The organism is Haladaptatus sp. CMSO5, assembly GCF_036689885.1.
Lineage (GTDB): Archaea > Halobacteriota > Halobacteria > Halobacteriales > Halococcaceae > QDMS2.
Genome location: NZ_JBAHVW010000002.1, coordinates 24,727 through 48,326, shown reverse-complemented (window position 1 = coordinate 48,326; position 23,600 = coordinate 24,727). Strand labels below are relative to the sequence as shown.

Annotated in this window: 20 protein-coding genes; 5 read left to right on the top strand and 15 right to left on the bottom strand. The window is 58.7% G+C overall.

The window, feature by feature from the left end:
- Nucleotides 1–22: 22 nt before the first annotated feature.
- From V5N12_RS15600 to V5N12_RS15570, 7 genes are all read right to left on the bottom strand, one after another.
- A complete protein-coding gene (locus V5N12_RS15600) occupies nucleotides 23–1,513 on the bottom strand; it encodes a tripartite tricarboxylate transporter permease (RefSeq protein WP_332900152.1) in 1,491 nt (496 codons plus the stop codon).
- A gap of 2 nt (nucleotides 1,514–1,515) precedes the next feature.
- Complete coding sequence (locus V5N12_RS15595; protein ID WP_332900151.1) at nucleotides 1,516–2,115, bottom strand: tripartite tricarboxylate transporter TctB family protein; 600 nt, start codon at nucleotides 2,113–2,115, stop codon at nucleotides 1,516–1,518.
- Between the two features lie 32 nt (nucleotides 2,116–2,147).
- Complete coding sequence (locus V5N12_RS15590; RefSeq protein WP_332900150.1) at nucleotides 2,148–3,173, bottom strand: Bug family tripartite tricarboxylate transporter substrate binding protein; 1,026 nt, start codon at nucleotides 3,171–3,173, stop codon at nucleotides 2,148–2,150.
- A 126-nt stretch (nucleotides 3,174–3,299) separates the two neighbouring features.
- Complete coding sequence (locus V5N12_RS15585) at nucleotides 3,300–4,553, bottom strand: MFS transporter (protein WP_332900149.1); 1,254 nt, start codon at nucleotides 4,551–4,553, stop codon at nucleotides 3,300–3,302.
- 148 nt (nucleotides 4,554–4,701) lie between these two features.
- Complete coding sequence (locus V5N12_RS15580) at nucleotides 4,702–5,514, bottom strand: ABC transporter permease (protein ID WP_332900148.1); 813 nt, start codon at nucleotides 5,512–5,514, stop codon at nucleotides 4,702–4,704.
- A 1-nt stretch (nucleotide 5,515) separates the two neighbouring features.
- Complete coding sequence (locus V5N12_RS15575; protein ID WP_332900147.1) at nucleotides 5,516–6,346, bottom strand: ABC transporter permease; 831 nt, start codon at nucleotides 6,344–6,346, stop codon at nucleotides 5,516–5,518.
- A gap of 78 nt (nucleotides 6,347–6,424) precedes the next feature.
- Nucleotides 6,425–7,561 (bottom strand): ABC transporter substrate-binding protein, encoded by a 1,137-nt coding sequence (locus V5N12_RS15570; RefSeq protein WP_332900146.1) that lies wholly within the window; start codon nucleotides 7,559–7,561, stop codon nucleotides 6,425–6,427.
- A 192-nt stretch (nucleotides 7,562–7,753) separates the two neighbouring features.
- On the opposite strand from V5N12_RS15570, the gene V5N12_RS15565 reads away from it, so the two are divergent.
- Entirely contained in the window at nucleotides 7,754–9,247 is a 1,494-nt protein-coding gene (locus V5N12_RS15565; protein WP_332900145.1) for an aldehyde dehydrogenase family protein, read from the top strand.
- A 12-nt stretch (nucleotides 9,248–9,259) separates the two neighbouring features.
- On the opposite strand, the gene V5N12_RS15560 is transcribed toward V5N12_RS15565, so the two are convergent.
- Together V5N12_RS15560 and V5N12_RS15555 are read right to left on the bottom strand one after the other, a co-directional pair.
- Entirely contained in the window at nucleotides 9,260–10,894 is a 1,635-nt protein-coding gene (locus tag V5N12_RS15560) for a thiamine pyrophosphate-binding protein (protein ID WP_332900144.1), read from the bottom strand.
- A gap of 76 nt (nucleotides 10,895–10,970) precedes the next feature.
- A complete protein-coding gene (locus V5N12_RS15555; protein WP_332900143.1) occupies nucleotides 10,971–11,750 on the bottom strand; it encodes an ABC transporter ATP-binding protein in 780 nt (259 codons plus the stop codon).
- Between the two features lie 376 nt (nucleotides 11,751–12,126).
- Here V5N12_RS15555 and V5N12_RS15550 point away from each other — a divergent pair, with 376 nt between their 5' ends.
- On the top strand, nucleotides 12,127–13,554 hold the full coding sequence (locus V5N12_RS15550) for a UbiD family decarboxylase (RefSeq protein WP_332900142.1): 1,428 nt from the start codon (nucleotides 12,127–12,129) through the stop codon (nucleotides 13,552–13,554).
- Nucleotides 13,555–13,612: 58 nt separating this feature from the next.
- Here V5N12_RS15550 and V5N12_RS15545 read toward each other — a convergent pair whose 3' ends face one another.
- A complete protein-coding gene (locus V5N12_RS15545; RefSeq protein WP_332900141.1) occupies nucleotides 13,613–15,235 on the bottom strand; it encodes a UbiD family decarboxylase in 1,623 nt (540 codons plus the stop codon).
- A gap of 221 nt (nucleotides 15,236–15,456) precedes the next feature.
- Here V5N12_RS15545 and V5N12_RS15540 point away from each other — a divergent pair, with 221 nt between their 5' ends.
- The gene (locus V5N12_RS15540) at nucleotides 15,457–16,224 is read left to right on the top strand and encodes an IclR family transcriptional regulator (protein WP_332900140.1); all 768 of its coding nucleotides are present in this window, start codon (nucleotides 15,457–15,459) and stop codon (nucleotides 16,222–16,224) included.
- A 172-nt stretch (nucleotides 16,225–16,396) separates the two neighbouring features.
- On the opposite strand, the gene V5N12_RS15535 is transcribed toward V5N12_RS15540, so the two are convergent.
- The 4 genes from V5N12_RS15535 to V5N12_RS15520 form a co-directional block, all read right to left on the bottom strand.
- Nucleotides 16,397–16,786: a VOC family protein gene (locus V5N12_RS15535; protein ID WP_332900139.1), complete on the bottom strand. Its 390-nt coding sequence runs from the start codon at nucleotides 16,784–16,786 to the stop codon at nucleotides 16,397–16,399.
- Between the two features lie 800 nt (nucleotides 16,787–17,586).
- A complete protein-coding gene (locus V5N12_RS15530; protein WP_332900138.1) occupies nucleotides 17,587–17,829 on the bottom strand; it encodes an acetyl-CoA carboxylase in 243 nt (80 codons plus the stop codon).
- 61 nt (nucleotides 17,830–17,890) lie between these two features.
- Nucleotides 17,891–18,868, bottom strand: a complete 978-nt coding sequence (locus tag V5N12_RS15525; protein WP_332900137.1) for a biotin-dependent carboxyltransferase family protein — start codon at nucleotides 18,866–18,868, stop codon at nucleotides 17,891–17,893.
- Nucleotides 18,865–19,770 (bottom strand): 5-oxoprolinase subunit B family protein, encoded by a 906-nt coding sequence (locus V5N12_RS15520; protein WP_332900136.1) that lies wholly within the window; start codon nucleotides 19,768–19,770, stop codon nucleotides 18,865–18,867. The genes V5N12_RS15525 and V5N12_RS15520 overlap by 4 nt, the downstream gene beginning before the upstream one ends.
- 122 nt (nucleotides 19,771–19,892) lie before the next feature.
- On the opposite strand from V5N12_RS15520, the gene V5N12_RS15515 reads away from it, so the two are divergent.
- Nucleotides 19,893–21,239, top strand: a complete 1,347-nt coding sequence (locus tag V5N12_RS15515; RefSeq protein WP_442904986.1) for an acetyl-CoA carboxylase biotin carboxylase subunit — start codon at nucleotides 19,893–19,895, stop codon at nucleotides 21,237–21,239.
- 1 nt (nucleotide 21,240) lies between these two features.
- On the opposite strand, the gene V5N12_RS15510 is transcribed toward V5N12_RS15515, so the two are convergent.
- Complete coding sequence (locus V5N12_RS15510; RefSeq protein ID WP_332900135.1) at nucleotides 21,241–22,005, bottom strand: LamB/YcsF family protein; 765 nt, start codon at nucleotides 22,003–22,005, stop codon at nucleotides 21,241–21,243.
- Between the two features lie 138 nt (nucleotides 22,006–22,143).
- Between V5N12_RS15510 and V5N12_RS15505 the strand changes: the two genes are divergently transcribed.
- The gene (locus V5N12_RS15505) at nucleotides 22,144–23,481 is read left to right on the top strand and encodes an aspartate aminotransferase family protein (protein ID WP_332900134.1); all 1,338 of its coding nucleotides are present in this window, start codon (nucleotides 22,144–22,146) and stop codon (nucleotides 23,479–23,481) included.
- The last annotated feature ends 119 nt before the right edge of the window (nucleotides 23,482–23,600 follow it).

The following is a 23,600-nucleotide window of genomic DNA, read 5'->3' as shown; positions in this document are numbered from 1 at the left end:
ACCGGCCGAAAAAAGCTGGGAGTTATGCCGCGTTCGAGTCTGAACGCAGTCGCAGCAAGATGGGTGACAGCAGGAACGTCACCGACAACAGAATCAACAGGATGTCGATTGGCGAGGCGAAGAAGATGCCGTAGTCGCCACTCGAGATGAGGAGTGCTCGCTGGAAACCCCGTTCTGCGATGGGTGCGAGGATGAACCCAAGGATGAACGAGATGAGCGAGTAGCCCCGACGGGCGAGCAGGAACCCGAACAGCCCGAAGAACAGGGCCATTCCCACGTCGAGGATATTGTTACGCACGGTGAAACTGCCGATCAGTGCGAACACCACGATGCTGGTAAGGATGACGTCGTTTGGCAGGGAGGTCACGCGCGCGATGTACTTCGCGCCGAACAGGCCGACGAACAGCATGACGATGTCACCGAGCAGGATGGCGATGAACACCACGTACGGGAGCGTCGTCTCAAACACGTTCGGGCCGGGCGTGATGCCGTAGGTGAGCATCACACCGATGAACACCGCGGCCGCCGCCCCACCCGGGATGGCGAGTGCCATCGCCGGGATGAGCGCGCCCATCGCGCTGCCGTTGTTCGCGGACTCCGCTGCGACCACGCCTTTCGGCTCGCCCGTCCCGAACGTCTCTGGGTGCGACGAGAGGTTGACTGCCGTCAGGTACGACAGGAAGTTCGCCGCAGAGATGCCGAGGCCGGGAATCGCCCCGACGACCGTCCCGATGACCCCACCGCGAATCAGTCCGAACCAGTCGCTGATTGCGAGTTTAACGCCATCCCAGACGTTGCCCTGCATCTGGCTGCTCGCATCAGTGGCGTCTTCGTTCGATTCGAGGGCGAGTTCGATCGATTGTGAGATGGCGAACAGGCCAACGAGCAAGACGATGAGGTTGATGCCGCCTTGCAGGTAGAAGGTGTCGAAGACGAATCGCGGCTGTGCGCGAATCGGATCGACGCCGATGGTCGCAAAGAAGATACCAAGGCTCATCGCGGCGAGTGCTTTGAGCAGCGAATCGCCGCTCACCGCAGACACCGTCGAGAGGCCGAGGATGGCGAGCCAGAAGAACTCAGGCGGGCCAAACAGCAGCGAGATGTCCGCGAGAACCGGCGCGAAAAACGCGAGGAGAATCAGCCCGACGACAGCCCCACCGAACGAGGCCATCGTCGAAATGCCGATGGCGACGGCTCCCTGTCCCGCGCGCGTCATGGGATAGCCATCGAGCAGTGTGGCCGCAGAGCCGGGCGTTCCGGGCACGTTCACCAGGATTGCGGAGATAGACCCGCCGTAGGTGGCAGAACCATAGATGACAGCCATGATGACGAGGCCGGTCACCGGGTCTAAGGCGAACGTGAACGGGAAAAACAACGCCATCGCGAGCGTTGGGCCAACCCCGGGGAGCGCCCCGAGGATGATTCCGAGAATGCTGATGCCGAAGATGACGAGCAACAGCTGTGGGTTGAGTACGAGTCCGAGAGCTTCGATGATTGCGCCTGTTGTAACCATGATTAGCCAAAGATGAGTTCCAGCAACACGCCGTCCTGGATTGGAACGTTCATGAGCTCACCGAACACGGCGTACACAGACACCATCAAGAAGGCAGAGACGATGGCCGCTCTGCGGTAGTTTTTGGTGCCAACGAAGTGGACGGTCGCGAGGACGAACACGGGAATCGCAAACAGGAAGCTAATCAGATACGCCGCGACGCCAAAGCCGAGCATCAGCCCCAGTGTAATTGCAATCTTTCTGTCCTCAGAGCCGTCTGTTTCCGGTTCCGCGGCGACGGGCTCGCGTGTTTCTTCTTCGTCCTCACCCGCAGTGGCTTTCAGTTCCTCGCCCATGTCTGCGGCGAGGCCGGTGGTCATGCGCCGAAGCGGAGCTGAGTACTGTTGGGGCAACACGATGATGCCGAGTTCGAAGAGCAGTGCGATGAAGCCCACAGCGAGAAACACGAGTGGAAACTGCCGTGCGCTTTGTTCGTAAGAGGTGGCCGTGTACGCCAGATAGGCGAAGGCGACGAGGAAGAGCACCACCTCTCCGTGGTCGATGAGGAACCGTTTGAGTGAGGACTCCTCCGGTCCATCCTGTGTCTGTGGATTAGTGCTCATAAGAGGAAATGAGGTTCCAGTAACGTAACTGTTTACTGGGTCAGTTCTTTGTAGCGCTGTGCGGCTTCTTCGAGTTGGTCGATTTGGTCGCGCAGCTCTTGGGAGCCTGCGCCAACCACGGAGAGACCTTGGTCTTCTGCCCACGACTTGTACTCATCCGTCTGCGCCGCAGCGGTGAGCGCCTCTTCGAGCTTCGAAACTTTCGCATCTTCGATGCCCGGTGGGCCGAACACACCGAGTTGCAGTGCGATGACAGGAATGTCAGAGCCGGTTGCCTCACTCATCTCGGAGACGGTTGGTGCGTCTGGGAACAGCGGACTCGCCTCTGGGCGGTCGATGAACATCACGTCGAGACGGCCGTCTTCGACGAGGCCGGTCACACCGGTTTCGCCCGCCGTCCCGAAGTCGACGTCGCCACGGGCAACCGCGGTACCGACTTCGGCACCGGAGTCGTACGGAACTGATTCGACGGTGTTTGCCACGTCTACATTCATCGCGTCAAGCGTTGCGAGTGCACCGAAGTGGTTCGAACTGCCCTGTCCGACGGTGCCGACTTTGACGGAATCGGAGTTCTGGAGGAAGTCAACGAACGCTTCGAGTGACTCGAATCGCCCACTCTCGCTCACCCACGCGAAGTACTGCGCGGATGGAATCCCGATGGTGGTGATGTCCGACATCTTGTACTGCGTGTCGTAAATGGCCGCACCGAGAACACCCGTTGGGACGGAGATACAGCCGAGTGTGTAGCCGTCTGCATCCTGCTGGTACATGTAGTTCATGCCCTGTCGCCCACTCGCGCCGGGGCGGTTGTCGACGACGGTCTGGACGCCGAGTTCGTCCTCGAAGTACTGTTTGATACCACGGTACTGCGTGTCTGTCCCGCCACCCGCACCGAACGGAACTACCATCGTCACTTCACTCGAGGGGTATTCTTCGCCGTCGCCACCTCCGCCGCCCGTGCAGCCTGCGATGGCCATCGTTGCGCCGACTGCGCCGGTTGCTTTCAGGAATGTTCGTCGGTTGTAGCCCGAACTACGTGGTTTGGTTTCATCTCTCATGGTCGTCTATGGTAAAAGACCAAGCAATAGGTTATATATTTTGCTATTTGCGTAGTGTTTCCAACTGACGGAGTTGCCTTCTTCGCCTGTTTCTGTGAGAATATATATCGACGGCTGGGCGGTGTTTCACTCCGTGTTTTTCACCGCAGCCCGGCTCGTACTCCGCGTGACGTACTTCATCCCGGAGATGACGCCAATCGCGCTACTCAGCAAGAACAGCGCGCCAATCGCCGCAAACGCGAGTTTCGCATCCCAGAAGTCGATGACGACACCGAGGACCACCGGACTCACCATCGCCCCAAGCGGGAGGCCGGTGTAGACGAATCCGAAGCTCTGCCCGGTGGTGCTGTCGGTCGAAAACGAGTTGATAAGACGGTCGCGCGATGGGAGGGCAAGCCCGTAGAATAGGCCAACGACGGCGAACAGCGCGACTGCAACCTCGGCGGTCATCGGGAGGACGCCCGCGACTGTAGCGAACGTCGAAAGCCCGGCCAACACGAGCACGGTCGCAATCACGGTGGTCGCTCGATACCGGTCTGCGAGCGCGCCACCGACGAGGACGCCAATCGCCGTGAGCGTAAAGTAACTCGTGAGTGCAGCGTTTCCGACGAACTCATCGAGGCTGAACTCGCTCAGTAAGAACACGCCAGTGAACGTGTGGACGCCCTTGTTCGCCATGGTGACGGTGATGAAAAAGGCAAACAGGAGGAGGATCGGGAGTTTCGTCACGGCCGCAAACCGTGACTCGGTCGGACCGCTCGACTCCTGCTCCGCTTTTGCGCCTGCCATTCGCAGGCGATAGAGCGGGCGCATCGACAGCTGTGAGACAAGCGCGTAGACGACACCGACGGCGCCGACAATGAGCAACGCCGGTTGCCACCCGAGGGTGACGCCAAGCCCCCCGACGACGAACGGTGCCACCGCGAAGCCCGTGTAGCCAGAGAAGGTGTGGAAAGCGAAACTCTTGCCCTCTGCCGCCCCGGATGTCGCCGCGTCGAGGAGCGCGAAGTCTGCTGGGTGGAACGCAGACTGACCGATGCCGACGACGAACACCGCCGCGAGCAAGTACAGGTACGACCCTGCCAGTCCCGCGAGCATTGTTCCGCCGCCCACAAGCACGAGCCCCACGATGAACACGCGCTTCGCGCCGACTCTGTCTACGAGTACGCCAACGGGAATCTGGAGGATGAACGTCGAAAGTGCCATCACCGACATCAACAGCCCGAGTTCGGTGTTCGAAAGCGCAAATTCGTCGATAAGCAGTGGAAACAGTGGTGGAAACGCGAGGGCGTAGAAGTGCGCAAGAAAGTGTCCACCGCTCACCAGCCCGATGACGAGGCGGTCTGGCCCGCCTTGCAGAGAGGAATCTTCACGTTGCACGTATCGAGCGATGCGAACAACAACGATAAAAGAATCGGCGCTTACAAATTCGGTAGGGTTGTCTGTCGAAGGTATCTCCTCTTTTGAGGAGGCAGTTCGTTACGAAGTCGGGTTTCGCCAACGTCGGGTGAACCTAAAAAATAGGTGTTCAGTGGCTCGCAGATTGTGAGTCCTCGGCCCACGGGAAGATGCGATTTTGCAGGCGTTGGAGCGTAATGCGCATCCCGTAGCCGAATATCATGATGGTCAAGATGAGCGCCAGGATGGGTGCCGTGTCTGCGGTGGCGAGTGAGTACTCATGAATCATGCCGCCGTAGCCAAAGGCGATGAACGTCTCTGCGAGGATGATGCCCCGCAGCGCGTGAATCAGCCCCATCCGCAGTCCCGTAAAGATATACGGGAGCGTCTCCGGAAGAACGATGTCTTTCATCACCTTCAGCCGCGAGGCGTTGAACGAGTTGCCTACGTCGATGAAGTCTAAGTTCACGCCCTTGGCGCCGTGGTAGGCGTTCAGGAGGATGAACCAGACCGACGAGATGAACACAATCGCTAAACGGAACGTGAGGTCGATGCCGAAGAAGATGATGAACAGCGGGAGCAACGACGCCGTCGCCGTGACGAACATTGCGCTGACCCACGGGTTCAACAACTGCTCTACGGTGCGTACTCGACCCATCACGAGGCCGACGGGGATGCCAACGGCAACCGCGAGGGCGTAGGCAATAAGCATCTCCTTGATGCTGTTTATCAGCGTTTGGAACATCTCGCCGTTCAGGGCAAGGTCGATGTACGCGACCACCACGTCAGAGAACGGCGCGAAGAAGATGTTTCCGAGAATCCGCCCAACTCCTTCCCAGACCAAGAGTACAACGACGAGCGAGATAATTCGGATAATCCACTTTTGTTGTCCCTCATCGAGGCTCGTAAACCGGTCACTGAGCGACTGTGAACTCGTCGCCATCTCAGGCACCCCGCTGTTCGCCGTGGGAGTCCCACGGCGCGACAAGTTTTCTCACTTCAGCCACGATCTGCTGGAGGAAGATTCCCAGGATTGCGATAGTGATGACGACGGCGAACTGTATCGAGGTGTTGAGCACGGCATTCGACGATTGGAGCAGTTGTCCGAGGTTGACCAGCCGCAGGAACAACTCTGCGACGATGACCCCGCGGACGGCCCGTCCAATCCCGAGGCGAAGGCCCGTGAAGATGAACGGAATCGAGGCGGGGAAAATCACTCGTGACTGGGTTTGCCACCAGGACGCGCCGAACGATTGCGCCGTGATCAGATGGTCGTCTTTGACCGTGGTGATACCTTGGTATGTGTTCAACAGAATCTCGAAAAACGAGAAGATGAACACGAAGAACACCCGTGCTTCGAAGCCCAGTCCGAACCAGACGACGACGAGCGGGAGATACACGATTGGTGGTGCCGTGTACACCGCGTCGATGTACGGGTCAAGCGCCCAGAGGACGTACTTAGATTGCGCGATGAGAAAGCCAAGCGGGATGGCGATGAACGCCGCAATCAAGTAACCCACCACGAGCGCCTGTAACGACCCGAAGATTGCCATCGGCAGGGCAAGTGAGACCATCAATTCGATAAACGATTCTGCGACGCTTGAGGGGGGTGCTAGGATAACGACACCGAACGCTCGTGCTGCGGCCTCCCATAGGATTACACCACCGATGATGGACAGGATGTTCAGAATCCTGCCCGAGCTAATCCGTGAGTTTCCAGCCAGCAATCCGCCGACCCGCTCTGACAAATCACTGAACAGTGTACTTGTTGACATTTATTGTTGCTATCTGCTCATGTTCGTTGCACTACCCACCACCGAAAAATCCGAAATCGAAGACCTGTCTCGCCATCGTTACAGATTCGCTATTGCGTTTGCGTAGATTTCTGTGTCGACGAGCGCGTCGATATCGACTTTCTCTCTGTCTTCTTTGCTCAAGACGCCCGCACCGACGAGCACGGTTAATTGTTTCTCGTAGTCCTCTTTCGTGAAGTCAGATTCCTTGTACGGCCACGCGTTGAGGACGTTCGCGTTCAGTTCCCACGTCTCCTTTGCGTCCTCTTCTGGAAGGGTCTCTGACTGGTATTTTTGGGTCTTCTCGTACAGCCAGCCGAAGTCCTCGGTCGCCCGTTTGTTCGCTTTCACGAACTCCGTCATGTACGCCTCGATGTGGGCACGCTTTGCTTCGTCTTCGAGGTACGCTCCGGGAACCGTAATCGTGTGGTTGATGAAGTTCGGGAAGTACTCGCGAACCTCGAACAAGCTCTTGCCTTCGAACCCTTCGTTTTGGATCTGTGCGAACTGGTCTAAGTGGATGATCGTCGCGTCGATTTTTCCGGATGCAACCGCCGCTGTCCGGGTGCTCGACCCGCCGAGTTGTTGGATGTTGACTTCGGTATCGGGGTCGTAGCCTTCTTCTAAGAAGATGCCAGCGACCTGCATATGGGACGCCCCGCCGAGCCCGGCAATACCGACCGACCGGCCTTCTTCGACGATTTGGTCGATGCTGTTGATGTCCGGCTGCACGGCAAAGACGTAGTCAGAGCCTTTTACCTTGGTCGCAATAACGCGCAGGTCGTTCCCGGCGAGCTGTGCTTGGACGACGTTACCCGGGCTCAGCGCGTAATAGTCGACCGACCCGGAGACCATCGCCTGAATCGCGAGGGTCGAACCCGAGAACGTTCTGACAGAGCCGGTAAATCGGTCGTCACTCGCGGCAGGGAGCATCTCGCGCATCGCGGTGACGCTTGGAATCTGGCTCATCTCCATCGCGACGATTGCCATGGTCGCGTCGAACGAGAGTTCTGATTCCATGCCTCCGCCTGACCCGCCTTCGGTGTTGGTCGAACCGCCACCGCTTTCCGTGGTGTCACCAGACCCATCGCCACCGCTACCGCCGGTACAGCCAGCGAGCGCGCCAGCGACACTTAATCCGCCAATCGTTTTCAGTACATTTCTTCGACTACCACTGGGTGCCTTGTGGGATGCCATCTATTGACATATACCCTATCCCCGTTATAATTGTATGGGTTTGTACGTCACGAATGTTCGTGCATTTTTATGGTTCGTGCTAAATTCTCCATCTTCTTGTCGGATGATATTCGGGATTAGCGGTTCTAAGACGGCCGAGGAGCGGTGTGGGCGGCGAAAGCATTTTATCAACAGCCTTTGTGTCTTTCTGCTATGCCGACCGAAATGCTAACAACACTCACTGGCAGGAGTATCTCCCTCGAAATCGAGCCCCGAATGTACGTAGATGGGGCGTTCGTCGAAGGCAACGAAACGTTTCGCACCGTCCATCCACCGACGGAAACCAAACTCGCAGACGTTCCCATTGCCACGAAGGTGCAGGTCGATGCGGCCGTCGCAGCCGCGAATCGGGCGAGCGACGAGTGGATGGCGCTCTCACAGGACGAACGTCGCCGCCGGGTCGAGGCGTTCGCTGATATTTGTGAGGAACACGAGACACAGATTACGAACCTCGATGTCGCAGACAACGGCAGTTCCATCTCGCGGCTCAGCCGCGATGCGAGTTCGGGAGCAAATTCTATCCGCTACTACGCCGGACTTGCCCCCGAACTCAAAGGCGAGACGATTCCGACCGACGACGACACGCTCGATTTCACGCGGCACGAACCGTACGGGGCCGTCGCCGCCATCTTACCCTTTAACCATCCCGTTCTCTTCTGTCTCCAACTCATCGCCACCGCCGTCGTCGCGGGCAACGGCATCGTCATCAAACCCTCTGAGTACACCTCGCTCTCGTCACTGTATGTGGCACGCCTCGTTGACGAATCAGACCTGTTCCCACCGGGGCTCATCAACATCGTGACCGGCGGCGGAGCCGTCGGCGCGCGCATGACCGAACACCCTGACGTTGGGATGGTGACGTTCATCGGCTCCGCAGAAACCGGCTCGAAGGTCATGCAGGGGGCCGCAACCCACATCGCTCCCGTGATGCTCGGTACCGGCGGGAAGAACCCCGTCATCGTCTTCCCCGACGTCGACCCCGAAGAGGCCGCAGAAGGAGCGGTTGGCGCGATGGCACTCGCGTGGCAAGGCCAGTCGTGTGGGAGTGGGTCGCGACTGCTCGTACACGAGGACGTCTACGACGAGGTCGTTTCGCGCGTCGTGGCCGGCTTCGAAGACGCCACCGTTGGCGACCCCTTCGACGAGGACGTGACTATGGGTTCGATTGTCTCAGAACAGCAGTACGAGCAGGTGCTCGAATTCATCGACATCGCAAAAGACGAAGGGGCGACCCTACTCACGGGCGGCAAGCCCGTCGATGAGTACGAAACGGGCTACTTCATCGAACCGACCGTGTTCGAAGTCACCCCCGACATGACCATCGCCCGAGAGGAAATCTTCGGACCCGTCCTCTCGGTCATGAAGTGGAGCGACTACGGCGATGTTATCGACCTCGCCAACTCGACGCGCTACGGCCTGTCTGCAAGCGTGTGGACGAACGACCTCGACACCGCGCTCACCACGGTCGAAGACCTCGAAGCCGGGTACGTCTGGGTGAACCAACACGGCCCGCACTTCGCTGGCGCGCCGTTTGGCGGGTTCAAACAGAGCGGTATCGGGAAAAAAGACAGCATCAAACTGCTCCGCGACCACACGCAGGTGAAAAACGTCGCCATCTCGCTGCGAGACCGCGACCCACTCGCCTGAGGGTCCGATTTTTTAACTCCCGATGTACGGGTCGACGTGCACATCGAGGAGCCCCGGCCCATCGACGGCGAGCAATCGTTCGACCGCAGCGTCAACATCGGAATCCGTTTCGACGGGCTCACCGAACATCCCGAACTCGCGAGCGATAGCGTCGAACGCCGGATTCGTGTACTTCGTCCCGACGTATCGGCCGCCGTAGTGTTCCTCTTGGCGAACCGCGTGGGACATGTAGGCGTCGTTGTTGAGGATGATGATTTTGAGGGGGATGTCTTCGCGGACGGCCGTCTCTAAGTCCTGCATCACCATTGCGAACCCGCCGTCGCCCTCGAAGGTGATGACCTGTCGGTCGAGCGCGAGCTGCGCGCCGAGGCCAAGCGGGAGGCCCTGACTCATGCCGGTGAAGTTGCGCGTCCCGAAATACCCACGGAGGTCGTCTACGGGTAACAGTCGCGGGAAGGTGTTGTGGACGCCGCCGCCGGTCGTGTACGCGAAGTCGTCTGCGTGTTTCTCGACTGCGGCAATCACGCGTCGTGGGTCAACCCGGTCGGGGAGTTCGGGACCGGGTTCGAGGAGGTCGCGTCTCGCTTCGTCGAACGCGACGCACGCTGCATTCGCCTCGCTTGCGAAGCGTACGTCGTCTTCTGCGACAGCATCGAGAACATCAGCGCAGAACGACCCGGGGTCTGCAAGGGTGGTCACGTCAGCGACGTAGTGGCGGTCGAGTTCTCGCGCCCGGAGGGTCGCGTGCACAATCACCGCGTCTGCTGCGATGAGCTGCCAGTCGTCAGTCGTGAGGTCTGAGAAGCGCGCCCCGATAGAGATGACGAGGTCTGCACTCTTCGCATACTCGTTGCCTGCGTCGATACTGCCGTGGGCAACCGGCCCGAGCGACAGTTCGTGGGACTCGGGGAACGCACCACGGGCGCTCTGGCTGGTGGCGACTGGAATCTGGAGGCGTTCTGCAAACTCCCTGAGTGCCGGTGCGCTCTCAGTCCACCGCACGTCCGTTCCGGCGATGATAAGCGGTCGCTCTGCGTCGATAAGGTGGTCTCGCACGGCGGCGACGGATGCGCTATCGGGTCGTGCACGGGTTGGGGTGGCGTGGAAGTCGCGTTCGCGCAACATCGTGCGGCTGCGTTCGTCGAGCGGCGACACCTCGGCGTCGGACACGTCCTTTGGGACGTCGATGTGCACGGGGCCGGGCATTCCGGAGACCGCTTGGAGCAGCGCCATTCGCGCCTGCCGGCCGAACTGGGCTTCGGTGAGTTGGACGCCGTGTTTGGTGAACTCCTCGAACACACCCATCACGTCCCACTCGTGGTTGTAGTCCGTGCCGAGTACGGTACTCGGTTCGTTCCCGGTGATGCTGACGACGGGTATTTCGTCGCGGAAGGCTGCGGCGACGCCAATCACTTGGTTTGCCGCGCCGGGACCGACGTGAGAAATGGAGACCGTCGGTTCCCGCGTCGCCATCGCATAGGCCGCCGCCATCCCCGCAGCCGTTTGTTCGTGTCGTGTCGAGACGTAGGAGACCTCGCTGTCCGCCATTTTATCGAGAATGCTGAGAACTGTGGTGCCCACCACGCCAAATGCCTGGGATACGCCTGCACGTTCCAGCGTCTCTACGAGTACGCTTGCTCCGTCCATGCAACGGGTTATCGTGACCCACACATAAAATGGTCGGTTCGCGGAAATCAGGAGAAGACCGCGCTGTACTGCCGGTTTAGAGTTTCGCGGTCGCTTCCTGCGTCTCGAAGAGGTTGTCCCAAATCTCGTTGTGGAGGCGATTGAATTCGGGATTCTCACGGACGTTGCGTTCGTAGCGTGGGCGCTCGAACGGCACGTCGATGATGGTTTTGATGCGGCCGGGGCGCGCACTCAAGACGATGACCCGGTCTGAGAGGTAGACGGCTTCGTCGATGTCATGGGTGATGAACACACACGTCTTCTGGTCTTGTGACCAAATCTTGAGGAGTTCGGTCTGCATCAACTCACGCGTCTGGGCGTCGAGTGCGCCGAACGGTTCGTCCATCAGGAGAATGTCCGGGTCGATTGCGAGCGCCCGGGCAAGCCCGACACGCTGTTGCATCCCGCCGGAGAGTTCGTACGGGTAGGAGTCTTCGAAGCCTTTGAGACCGACGCGCTCTACGTACTTTTCTGCGATGCCTCGGCGCTCTCCTTTCGGCGTCCCCCCACATTCGAGACCGAACTCAACGTTTTCGACCACAGACCGCCACGGAAAGAGGTTGAACGACTGGAACACCATGCCGCGGTCTTGCCCGGAGCCGCTCACGGGGTTGCCGTTAATCGTAATCTCTCCTTCGGTCGGTTCGATGAGTCCGTCGAGAATTCGAAGGAACGTCGTCTTCCCGCAGCCTGAGGGTCCGACGATGGTCGTAAACTCGCTGTCGCCAACGTCGATAGAGAGGTTGTCGAGTGCCTTTACCGCCTTCTCCCCGGTTCCGTAGATCTTGGTGATATTCTTCGCTTCCAGTGTGGCCATGCTGTGTAGGAGTGCGGGCTTCTCGTATATAAGTTTGCCACATGTTCACATATTACGTCCGTCATGAGCGCCAGCGCGGGCGTCTCTCGGGACACGTGGGCAGGACCGGTGGAACAAAGATTTTTATATTGGTTCAATCTACTGGTAGTCGCCCTTGGCAACTCATGTGGTAGCACACTGCCTTCACAGCACGGGTACGTGTTGATACACCAGATGAATTATTGTCAGGCACCCTGTCAAGAGGCACCGCTGTATCATGTGACTCGCATCCGGTTGGGGCCACGATGGTGAGCTCGTCGCGGCTCCGCTCGATGCGTTCTTCCGGACCGGTTGTTTCAAGACAAATGCTTATGGTCGCTATTAGCTATCTTCTCGCATGGCTCGAGATTTACGAACCTTCCTCGACGAAGTAGACGGCGAAGGTGAACTGGCGGAGGTAACGGGCGCACATTGGGACGGCGAAATCGGGGCGATTACCGAACTCGTCGCAGAGAAAGGCGGCGGCCTCGGTGGCAAGGCGCTTCTGTTCGACGAAATCGGGGACTATCCCAAAGGCTCACGCATCGTCACGAACCTCTTTGGCTCGATTAACCGCTCGCGACTGGCGCTCAACCTAGAAGAAGGAATCACACCGCTCGGCATCGTCGACCGGTGGCGAAGCGAGTACAACAACTACGAAGGCATCGCGCCAACGGAGGTCGACCCTTCGACGGCCCCCATTCTCGACAACACCGTCACCGGCGACGACGTTGACGTATCGATGTTCCCGGTTCCGCACTGGCACAAGTCCGACGGCGGCCGCTACATCGGCACGGGCTGTACGGTCGTGACGCGCGACCCGGAGACCGGGTGGATAAACCTCGGCGTCTACCGCAGCATGATCGTGGACGACTCGACCGTCTCGCTCTGGGTCGCCCCCGGCAAAGACGCCCGTATCCAGATGCAAAAGTACCACGAGCGTGGCGAGAACTGTCCGGTCGCCCTCATCATCGGCCTCGACCCGTACACCTGGATTGCCTCTACGTGTACCGCTCGTCGTCAAGAGAGCGAGTACGATATTGCCGGCTGGCTCATGGACGAAGCCGTCGAAATCGTCGAGATGCCGAAGACTGGGCTTCCCGTTCCCGCGAACGCAGAAATCGTCCTCGAAGGCGAGATTCCGCCACTCGACGAGAAAAGTTGCGTCGACGGCCCATTCGGTGAATGGCCGGGCTACTCGACGCCCGCCCACGACAACACGCCGGTCATCGACGTGACGTCAATCTCTCACCGCGACGACCCGATTATCCTCGGCCAACCGCCGCTCAAGCCGCCGTCGGTGTACACCCTCGGCGTCCCGATTCGAACGGCTGGTGGCGTCTGGAACCAGCTCGAAAACGCGGGCATCCCCGGCGTGACCGGCGTCTGGTCGCACATCATCGAGCGTCCACAGTTCCTCGTCGTCTCCATCGACAAGCAGTATGTCGGCCACGGAAAGCAAGCGGGCCTCGCAGCCGCCGTGGTCGCAAACGGGGCCTACGGCGGGCGGTACGTCGTGGTCGTGGACGATGACATCGACATCACGAATCTCGAAGACGTGATTTGGGCGATGACGACGCGCTGTCCGGCAGACGAGATTGAAATCGTCGATGGCGTCTATACGAGTCCGCTCGACCCAACAATCACTGACCGCTCGCAGAACAAAGCGTCACGCGCCATCATCGACGCGACCATCCCGTACAACGGTGACTATCCGTCGGTGAACAAGTTCGATGACGACTACCGCGAAGAAATCGCGGAAAAGTGGAACATCGACGACCTCTAAAGCCGCCTCTCTTTTCTTCTGTTGCAAAAACCGCCACGTCGAAACTGGTGTCGAGCGGTTATTCCTCGTCGAAATCGTCGTGGTTGAACACGTTCGAGTTCGGTTCCACGTCGTCAGATGACACCTGCTGGTCTTTCAGTTTCTCGCCCGTCTCGAAGTACCGGCCTTCGACGGCGAGTTTGGCCTCCTCACGGAGTTCGTCGTTCCACTCACCGAGCGAGTAGCCGTACCACGGCATCTCTGGGTTGAGTTCGGGCAGTCCGAGTTCGTCCCAAATCTCCTTTGCGTGCTCCATGTACTCCTTTGCAGGGAGCGAAATCGGTGGCATTGGGTGTTTGAGCGTTGCGTCCCAGAGGATGGCAGAGTCGCTTGCCTCGCCGCGATCGTCGCGTCGTGGCGCGTGGCCGACGCTGCGTCCTTTGATGATTTGGGTGTCTTCGTGGGGCTTCGAGCGGTAGCCAATCGCCCAGAAGACGGCGTCTAAGTTGTCCGGGTCGATGTCCTCGTCTACGGCGACGACGAACTTCCCGTGGGACGACCGGAACGACGCACACGCTGTGAGCGCCCGCCAGACGAGCGAGCGCTTCGTCCCGCGTTCCATCTGGATGATGATGAGTTTCCGCAGGTTCGTGAGTGGTTCGTGGAGCGTCACGTCTTTTACGCAGGTCAGTTTGCACTCCTCGCGCAGATGCTTCAGGAACAGTGGTTCGAGCGCTGTCTTCTTGATGACGCTGCTCTCACTCGGCGTCACCTGGCTGATGATAGAGGTGTACACCGCATCTTCGCGTTTCGTGATGCCGGTCACGTCCATCACCATGTTGTACTCCTTGTTGTTGATGAAGCCGTGTGATTCCCCGAACGGTGCTTCGGGTTCGAGCACGTCGGTTCGAATCTCGCCTTCGATGATGAGGTCTGCACGCGCTGGCACCATCACAGGTTGGGTTTTCCCTTCGACTTCGTGGATGGGTTCACCGACGAGGCCACCGGAGACGGCCATCTCGTCTACGCCGAAGCCAAGCGACTGCGCCGAGGTGTAGGCAACGGCGGGTGGTGCGCTGACCGCGATGGCCGCCGGAAGCGTCTCTCCGCGCTCTTTTGCAACTTTCCAGTGTTCGTAGACGCCCTTGCCCCACTCGACAGAGGGGTTCATCCCCGTTCGTTTGCGCCCTTTGAGCTGTGCCCGGTAGATGCCGACGTTGCGAACACCCGTTTCAGGGTCGTGGGTGATGAACGCCGACATCGTCGTGTACGGCGCGTTGTCGAAGCCCGGTGTGGAGATGGGAACCGGAATCCCGTCGAGTGCCTTGCCCGGCTCGTCTAAATCGCTCCCCGAGTAGACGATGTCGTGGACAGGAGCGTCCGCGCTGTCGACTTCGACGGGGTCGATTGGATTACTGAGTGCGTTGTCCCACTTCTGGTTCACCTCTGAAACGTCGGCGCCAAGCCCGACACCGTAGATGCTCGGATTGCCTGCGAGTGCGCCCACGGTCACCGGCATGTCGAACTTTTCGCCGTTCGAATCGACGACGTTGGTAAAGAGGAACGCTTTCCGGTCTTTTTCGGGGATGCCACCCCGGTACTGCCACCGTACCAACGGATGGAGTTCTGTGTCCTTGTTGATTTCCCGGTCGACCCGGATTAAGAGGTCGCGCTCTGCGAGCGCCTCAAGATGTTCATTCATGTCATGGTATGACGAGCCAGCCATGCTAACTCCTCTATAGGGGCGTTTATAAATATTACTGCACTGGCAGGGAGCTCCCGTCTGACAGCTTCCGGCGCTCCTCGGAGAAAGCGACCCGGTTTCGCCCACGCTCCGAAATTCTACAATGCGGAATAGAATTTTCACGAATTTTCCTCTAAAACCAGGGACACAGCTATTACGGAGAACCCATACTGTCGGGTATGCGTTCGAATACGAGCCGGTCTAGCGTGCAGGCTGTAGAGCGTACATTCAGTCTTCTCACCGCGCTCAAAGAGCTAGATGGCGCTGGCATTGCAGATCTAGCAGACCACACGGGCTATGCGAACAGCACGATTCACCGGCATCTCACCACGCTCCATGACATCGGCTACGTCACGAAAGAGGGAACAACCTACAACCTCTCGCTTGGCTTCCTCGACTTCGGTGAGTACGCGCGGACGCGAAAAGAGATTCATCGCGTCGCAAAGCCAAAAATCGAAGAGCTCGCTGCGGAGACAAACGAACGCTGTCAGTTTGTGGTCGAAGAACACGGCTACGGCGTCTATGTCCACGTTGCAACCGGGCAACACGCGGTCGAAACCGACTCTCGCGTGGGGACGCGCCTCTACCTGCACGCTACCTCGGTTGGCAAGGCGATATTGGCCCATCTTCCTGCCCATCGGGTCGACGAAATCATCGACCAGCGCGGACTTCCCCAAATTACGCAGAACACGGTCACAGACCGCGATGCCTTGTTCGCAGAACTCGAACAGATACGCGCAGACGGCATCGCGTGGAATCGCGAGGGGAACGTCGATGGGCTTCTCTCGGTTGGGTCGCCAATCATCGGGCCTGACGGGGATGTCGTCGGCTCGGTGAGCGTCTCTGGCCCTCGCTACCGGATGGATAGAGAGCAGTTCGGGCGCGAGGTTGGCGAGTTGCTGCTTGGGGCGGCAAACGAAATCGAACTCAAACTGAAATATCAGTGACCGCCGAACCGTCACATTCTACAATGCGGAATGATGGTTGGTGAAAAATTGGAAATCCGTTTGCTCGTACTCATGAAATTCGGTGTTATGGGTGCTCTGGAGGGCGTTTCCACGATATGGAATTGCCATTCCAGCATGGGGAACGACTCTTCGTGCTTTGGTTTCGACTCGCTTATTCAGGTGCTGGGCGCGAAATTTCGAGGATATAGCCGTCTGGGTCCGCGACGATGAACATCTCACGACCCCACGGGACGACCTGTGGCTCACAGCGAAGGTCGGCATCGACCGCGTCCAGCCCCTCGTAGGCTTCTTCCACCTCTTCGACCTCGATGACGATGATTGCTCCGCTTCCCTTGGGTTCTTCGGGTGGCACCAGGCCGAAGCCATCGAGAGTTTGTGCGTCGAACTGTTTTTGCACCATGAGCTCGCACGACCCGGTCTCGAAGGTTGCATTCTGTTCGCCTCGATGGGTGACGGTCAGTCCCAACCCAGTTTCGTAGAACGCAACTGATTGAGAAACGTCTGCCACCTGCAAGAACACCTGTGCGAGGTTTTTCGTCATCTCGTACGTGAACGGTTCCCACCCACGAATATCTTCTGGAGCGACAACCTCACCGCTAATTCCACAATGTGGAATTCAACCGACTCCGGAGTGAATGAGGCTCTGGTCGATTCCTTTCGTGTCGAATCGGAGCCCTACATAACGATGGTACTATTGTTATGTTAAGGTGTGTCGGCTGCTGTGAGATGTACGAGGCATGTGAGCATAGCGCTCATATTGCAGCACTCGCAACAGGTGTTCGGCAGAGCTGAACAGACGACTTCTGCAGTGGCCGGTTGGTGATTGGGGCGAATTCAAACATATGTCGGATAAATTTTTATTATAAAAATATTAGCAATTGCGACTACATTGCTATGCAGTGTGTGGGTTCTCACATTCCTGTGTGAGGGCTAACTGACCGGACGGGGGGCAATTAACGAATTGACCATCTCTACCGCTAATATTTTTAATTACTCTAATTAACTACTGATTTTATTATGCAAACGCTCATTAATACTAAATACTCCATATAAAAACTGATTATTTACTATTTTTGCGCGATGTGCGGTTTATACTTGTCTTAGATTGAGTTCAATAACTCTCTAAGCTATAGAACTACAATCTGTTTCGTGGAGCATTGTGGAGCGTTTTTCGACTCTTTCGTTATGGCGCTAGTCTACCATATTCTATGTCCACTCTTTTCTCTGACATAGTTCAGTCTAGAGATATTGTGTCGCGAGCGTGTAGAGCAGTCGCTCAACGCCTGCGCTCTGTGTGCAGAAGGTGGCCTGAAAAAGGTGTGTTCGTCGCGTGCTGTGTGGTTACTCGACTTCGATCTCCATGAGTGGGTCGCCCGCTTCGATTTCAGATTCGTTGTCGACGAGAATCTTCGAGACGGTACCGTCGCTTTCGGCCGTCACTTCGTAGAAGTTCTTCATGACGCCAACGAGGCAAACCACGTCACCTGCGCTGACGGTGTCGCCTTCCTCTACGAACGCTGGGGTGTCTGGGTCTGATCTGCGGTAGAATACGCCTGGCATCGGAGCACTGATTGTTTCTTTCATTATTGGTGTGTCGTTGGTTGGTTAGATAATTGTTGTGAAGACTATCCAGTTCGTGACGCTGTTAGGACGGTGTCACCGCCGCCTTGATGTCGGCTAGCAGCGCCTCTTGTTCTGCGCGCGCAGCCAGCGCATCATCGACGGAGACGTTGTTGAAGTACACCGACTGGTGGGTGCGCCGCTGTGAGAGTTTGCCGCGGTCGGCGCTGATGACGGTCGCCACTGTGGCGTAGCCCCCGCCCGTGACGGCATCGCGCATCACGACGATGGGCTGTTGTGGAATTTGAATCGACCCGACCGGGTAGCCGAGGTCGACCACGTTCGTCGGGTCCGTCCCCGCACCGAACGGCTGTTCGCGCTCTACGAACTCGAGTTCCGGGCCGGTGAGTCGGTAGCCAACGCGGTCTGCGTCAGCCGCGACTTTCCACTCCTCTGTGGTGAGGCGTTCTTTGCTTTCTTCCGTGAGTCGGTAGTCACAGAGGCCGATGACGATACGAATGTTCGCATCATCATCGTCGTAGGTGGGAATGTACTCAGCTGGCACCCGCGTGCCAACGAAGGCGTCTGCGTTCGCGGCTGGCTCTCCAACGGCGAGCACGTCGCCTTCTTCGAGCGCGCGCCCCTCGTGTCCGCCAATGCCGATGAGCGCGTAGGTAGAGCGACTGTCCATCACCGGTTCGACGTCGATGCCTCCCGCGACGGCGAGATAGGTTCGCGCGCCTGCGGTGGCGAACTGGAGCGCTAACTCGTCGCCTGCGTCGACGGCGACTGCCTCCCACATCGGAATCGCTTCGCCGTCGAGCGTCGCGGCCATCTCCGCGCCTGCAAGCGCGATGACGGTGTCTTCTTCGAAGCGCACCTCACAGCCCTTGTACGTCATTTCGAGCGTCGCGTGCTCTTCGTCGTTGCCAACGAGGTAGTTTGCGACGCTGTGGGCGAACTGGTCCATCGCGCCTGAGGGTGGGACGCCGATGTGATACTGACCGTAGCGGCCGTTGTCTTGAACGGTGGTCGAGAGGCCACCATCTAACACTTCAATCATTCGTACAGCACCTCCATGAGCCGCTCGTTGTACGCATCTGGGTCGTTGAAGAACTCCTCTGGGGAGAACTCGACTGGTTCCATTTTGAATTCGAACGTTCCCGCTTCGACTTCCTCACGAATCTCGTCGTACTCCTCGCGGTCGATTTGGCGGAACTTGAAGATGTCACCCGGCGATGGGAACACCATCGACTCTTCGAAGTCCGCGAGTTCCTGGTCCACGTCGAGCACTTCGACGGGTGTTCGCCCGAACAGTTGGTAGCCGCCTGCACCTTGGACGGGATAGACGGCGGTGAACGCGCCACCGAACCCGACGGCGCGCGAAGGGGTGTCCGTCCGCGGCGAGACGTACTTTGGGACCTCAATCTGTCGGTCGCGGGGCACCATTTGGAAACACCACGGCAAGCCGGGGACGAACCCGACCATCGTCACCATGTGTGGCGCGCCCGTGTGCGCGTCGATGAAGTCTTGGACGGTGTCATAGCCGTTGATTTTCGCGGAGTATTCGATGTCGGTCGCGTTCGCGTCTTGGTGGTTATCCCGAAACCGCATCAGCGTCTCGTGAGTCCACTCGTCTTCGTAGAGCACGGGGAAGTCGATAACACGCGTCTCCCACTGATAGTCCGAGAGGTCGGTGTCTGCGGCGACGTCTTTTAGCTTCGCGACGAGTGCGTCTGGAGCAATTTCGTCGGGGTCGAAGTGAATCATGTACGACGCATTCGCCGGGCAGATCTCGATGATGCCCGGAAGCTCCAACTCGCGGAGCTGCTGGGTAATCGCCACGGCCCGGAAGTTGGCGTCGAAACTCATCTCCTCGTCTAACTCGACGAAGATGTAATCGTCACTTCCATGTTCGTATCGCGGTTCTGGAAGGGTCTTGGGTGTGATGCTATTCGCAACCATCTCAGTGAGTGCATTGTTCACAACAGCCTTATGTATAGTTGCTGTATATCGACGAACAAACATGTGTGCTGAGCACAGTTTGCCCACGCAATTTATAGTGGAGTCCTGAAACCTATGAGTAGATGTTCAGCAGTGTACTCGTAGTCAATCGAGGAGAGATAGCCGTCCGGGTGATTCAGGCGTGCAAGGAACTCGGCGTCAAAGCCGTTTCAATCTACAGCGACACGGATGAGTCGGCAAAACACGTCCGACTCGCGGACGAGGCGTACCACGTCGGGCCGTCGTCAGCGGCGAAAAGCTACCTCGACCAAGACGCCATCTTCGAGGTTGCGAACGAAGCGGGCGTCGATGCCATCCATCCAGGCTACGGCTTTTTCGCGGAGAACGCAGCGTTCGCCCGCCGCGTCCAAGACGAGGGGTTCACGTGGGTTGGTCCACGGCCCGAATCGATGGAGCAACTCGGTGAGAAGACCAAAGCGCGCACGGTGATGCAAGAAGCGGGGGTGCCAATCGTCCCGGGAACCACCGACCCCGTCACCAGCGCAGACGATATCAAAGCATTCGCCGCGGAGTACGAGTATCCAATCGCCATCAAGGCAGACGGTGGGGGCGGCGGTCACGGGCTCGTCATCGTCGAAAGCGAAGATGAGGTCGAAGACGCGCTCGTAAACGCCCAACGCGAGGGTGAAGCCTACTTCGACAACTCGACGGTGTACGTCGAAAAGTACCTCGAAAGCCCGCGTCACATCGAGGTGCAGATTATTGCAGACACCCACGGCAACGTTCGTCATCTTGGTGAACGCGATTGCTCGGTGCAACGCCGCCAACAGAAGCTCATCGAGGAGACACCGTCGCCGGTGCTCACAGAAGCGGTGCGAGAGGAGCTGTGCGAATCGGCCCGCCGTGGGATGAAAGAGGCTGGCTACGAGAATGCTGGCACCGTTGAGTTCCTCTACGAGGACGGCGAGTTCTACTTCCTCGAAGTGAACACGCGCGTGCAGGTGGAACATCCAGTAACGGAGTCGGTCACAGGCATCGATATCGTCCAGTGGCAACTCAGAATCGCGGCAGGTGAAGAACTCGACTTCCCACAGGACGCCGTCGAGCCACGCGGTGCAGCGATGGAGTTCCGACTCAACGCGGAAGACCCCACCCAAGAGTTCCGCCCGCACCCCGGCACACTGACCCGGTATGCGCCGTCGCGCGGGATGGGCGTGCGCGTCGATGATGGTATCGATCAAGATGATTCGGTGTCACCGTTTTACGACTCGATGTTTGCGAAAATCATCGTCACGGGCCAGACGCGCGAGGAACTGATTCGCCGCGCACGCCGGGCGCTCAACGAAGCCCGCATTGAGGGGATTCCAACGACGATTCCGTTCCACCTCGCGGTGCTCGAAGACGATACGTTCCTCGACAGCGAGCACACCACAAAATACGTAGACGAGGATTTCGACGGTCTCGACTAACTTACGGGACGATTTCGTCTAAGTTCGCGAGTTCGATTCCATACTCGTCTTTTTCTGCGTGAATCGCTTCGAGAATCTCGACGGCGTTCGCGCCGTCGCCGTGGATGCAGATGGTGTCCGCGGGCATTTCAATCACTTCGCCAGACGGCGTCTCGATCTCGTCTTCGAGCGCCATGCTCACGAACCGTTCGACCATCAAATCGGTGTCGCGCGGGCCGACTTTCCGCTCGACGATGAGGCTCCCATCCGGGCGGTAGTCGATGTCGATGAAGCCTTCGAACACCGACCGCAGCTCGTCGTACTCTTGGGCGACGTTGTAGATGTTCATGTCGGTGGCGACGAACACGAGACTCGGGTCTACTTTGAGTAAGCCTTCGATGACCGCTCGGGTGTGGTCTGCACTCTGTGAGAGCATCGTGTACATCGCGCCGTGGGGTTTGACGTGTTGCATCGACAGGTCGTAGTAGTCAGCGAACACGCGAATCCCACCCAGCTGGTGGATGACGAAGTCGCGGAGTTCCTCGGGGGAGGCGTCCATCGTGCGCCGCCCAAAGCCCATTCTGTCCGGCAGCCCCGGGTGGACGCCGATGCCGACGTCGTGTTCTGCGGCGAGGGCAACCGTCTCGCGCATGACGTGCGGGTCGCCCGCGTGGTAGTCTGCGGCGATGTTCGCAGAGGTGATGTAGGGCATCACCCCTTCGTCATTGCCCATCTCCCAGTTTCCATAGCTCTCTCCCATGTCGCAGTTGATGTCCACTGAAACCATGCCAGTATCTCGCACGACATCCCAATTATAGCTTCCGCCTTCCCGTCCCAGTCTACAATCTGCGAATCAGTCGGGTGCGTGTCGAAACCATGTCACGAAGTGACAACCTATATGGTGACGCCCTGTGACTCTTAGATGATGAGCGCAGGGCCTCCCATCGACGAATTACATCTAGCAGACGCACCGCACCTCGAAACCTCGATTCCCGGACCCGAGTCGAATCAACTCATCGAGCGACAAAAGCGAATCGAGAGCAACGCCGTTGCCTATCCACGAAGCGTTCCAATCGCCCTCGACGCGGCGAAAGGCTCGACGGTTCGGGACGTTGATGGAAACATCTTCCTCGACTTCTTCGCTGGCATCGGCGTACTGAACGTCGGCCACTCGAACCCGTACGTCCTTGAAGGCGTCCACGAGCAAACGGAGAAAATCACCCACACGATTGATTTCCCCACCGAGACACGCCTCGACTTCATCGAGGCACTCGACGGGATTGCACCGGGCGGGCTCAAAGGAAACAACAAAGTTGTCTTCGGCGGCCCGAGCGGTAGCGACGCCATCGAAGGCTCCATCAAACTCGCAAAGCACAACACGGGCCGGACCGGACTGCTCGCCTTCGAGGGAGCTTATCACGGCTCGACTGGCGGGGCGCTCAGCCTCACCGCCGGAAAGAAGTACAAGAAAGGCTACGAGCCACTCCTGCCGGGGGTCGTCCACGCACCGTACCCCTCGACCGACGAAGAATGCGCACACGCGCTCGACCACATCCAGACGGTTCTCGAAGACCCCTACAGCGGGAAGGAGAATCCAGCAGGTATCTGGGTCGAGCCGATTCAAGGCGAAGGCGGCGTCGTCGTGCCACCCCAGGAGTTCCTGCCCGGCCTGCGCGACCTCGCAGACGACAACGACGTGATGCTCATCTTCGATGAAATTCAATCCGGCTTCGGGCGTTCGGGCAAGTGGTTCGCCTCCGAGTGGTCGGGCGTGACTCCTGACGCAATGACGATGGCGAAAGGCATCGGCGGTGCGGGCCTGCCGCTCGGCGCGGTCATGTATCACGAGAAGTTCGATACGTGGGGGCCAGGCGGTCACATCGGCACGTTCCGCGGCAACGTTCCCGCCATGCGCGGGGGCATCCGCGCCATCGAATACATCGAGGAACACGACCTGCTCGCACACGCACGCGACCTCGGCACCTACCTCAGAGACCGCCTCGCTGAAGCCACCGACCCCGCGACAACGGAGGTACGCGGCGAAGGGCTGTTCATCGGCGTCGAAATGTGGGACGAAGACGGAAACCCACTCTCAGACACGGTCAAGGCCATCCAGAAGTACTGCTACGAACACGGCGTGCTCGTCTGGTCTGCCGGTCGCTACGGCAACGTGCTCCGCCTGCTTCCGGCACTCGTGATGACCAAGGCGCAAGCCGAAGCGGGCATGGACATCATCACCGCAGGAATCGAGGCGCACACGTAGGATAGTTCTCGATTTTCAGACCGCCACAAACCCACCGAAATTGTCTGCGACGGCGGATTTAAGAGACTCCCCGGAGAGGTGAGGGTATGACGAGACAGCGACTGCGCCGGGCGTCCCGT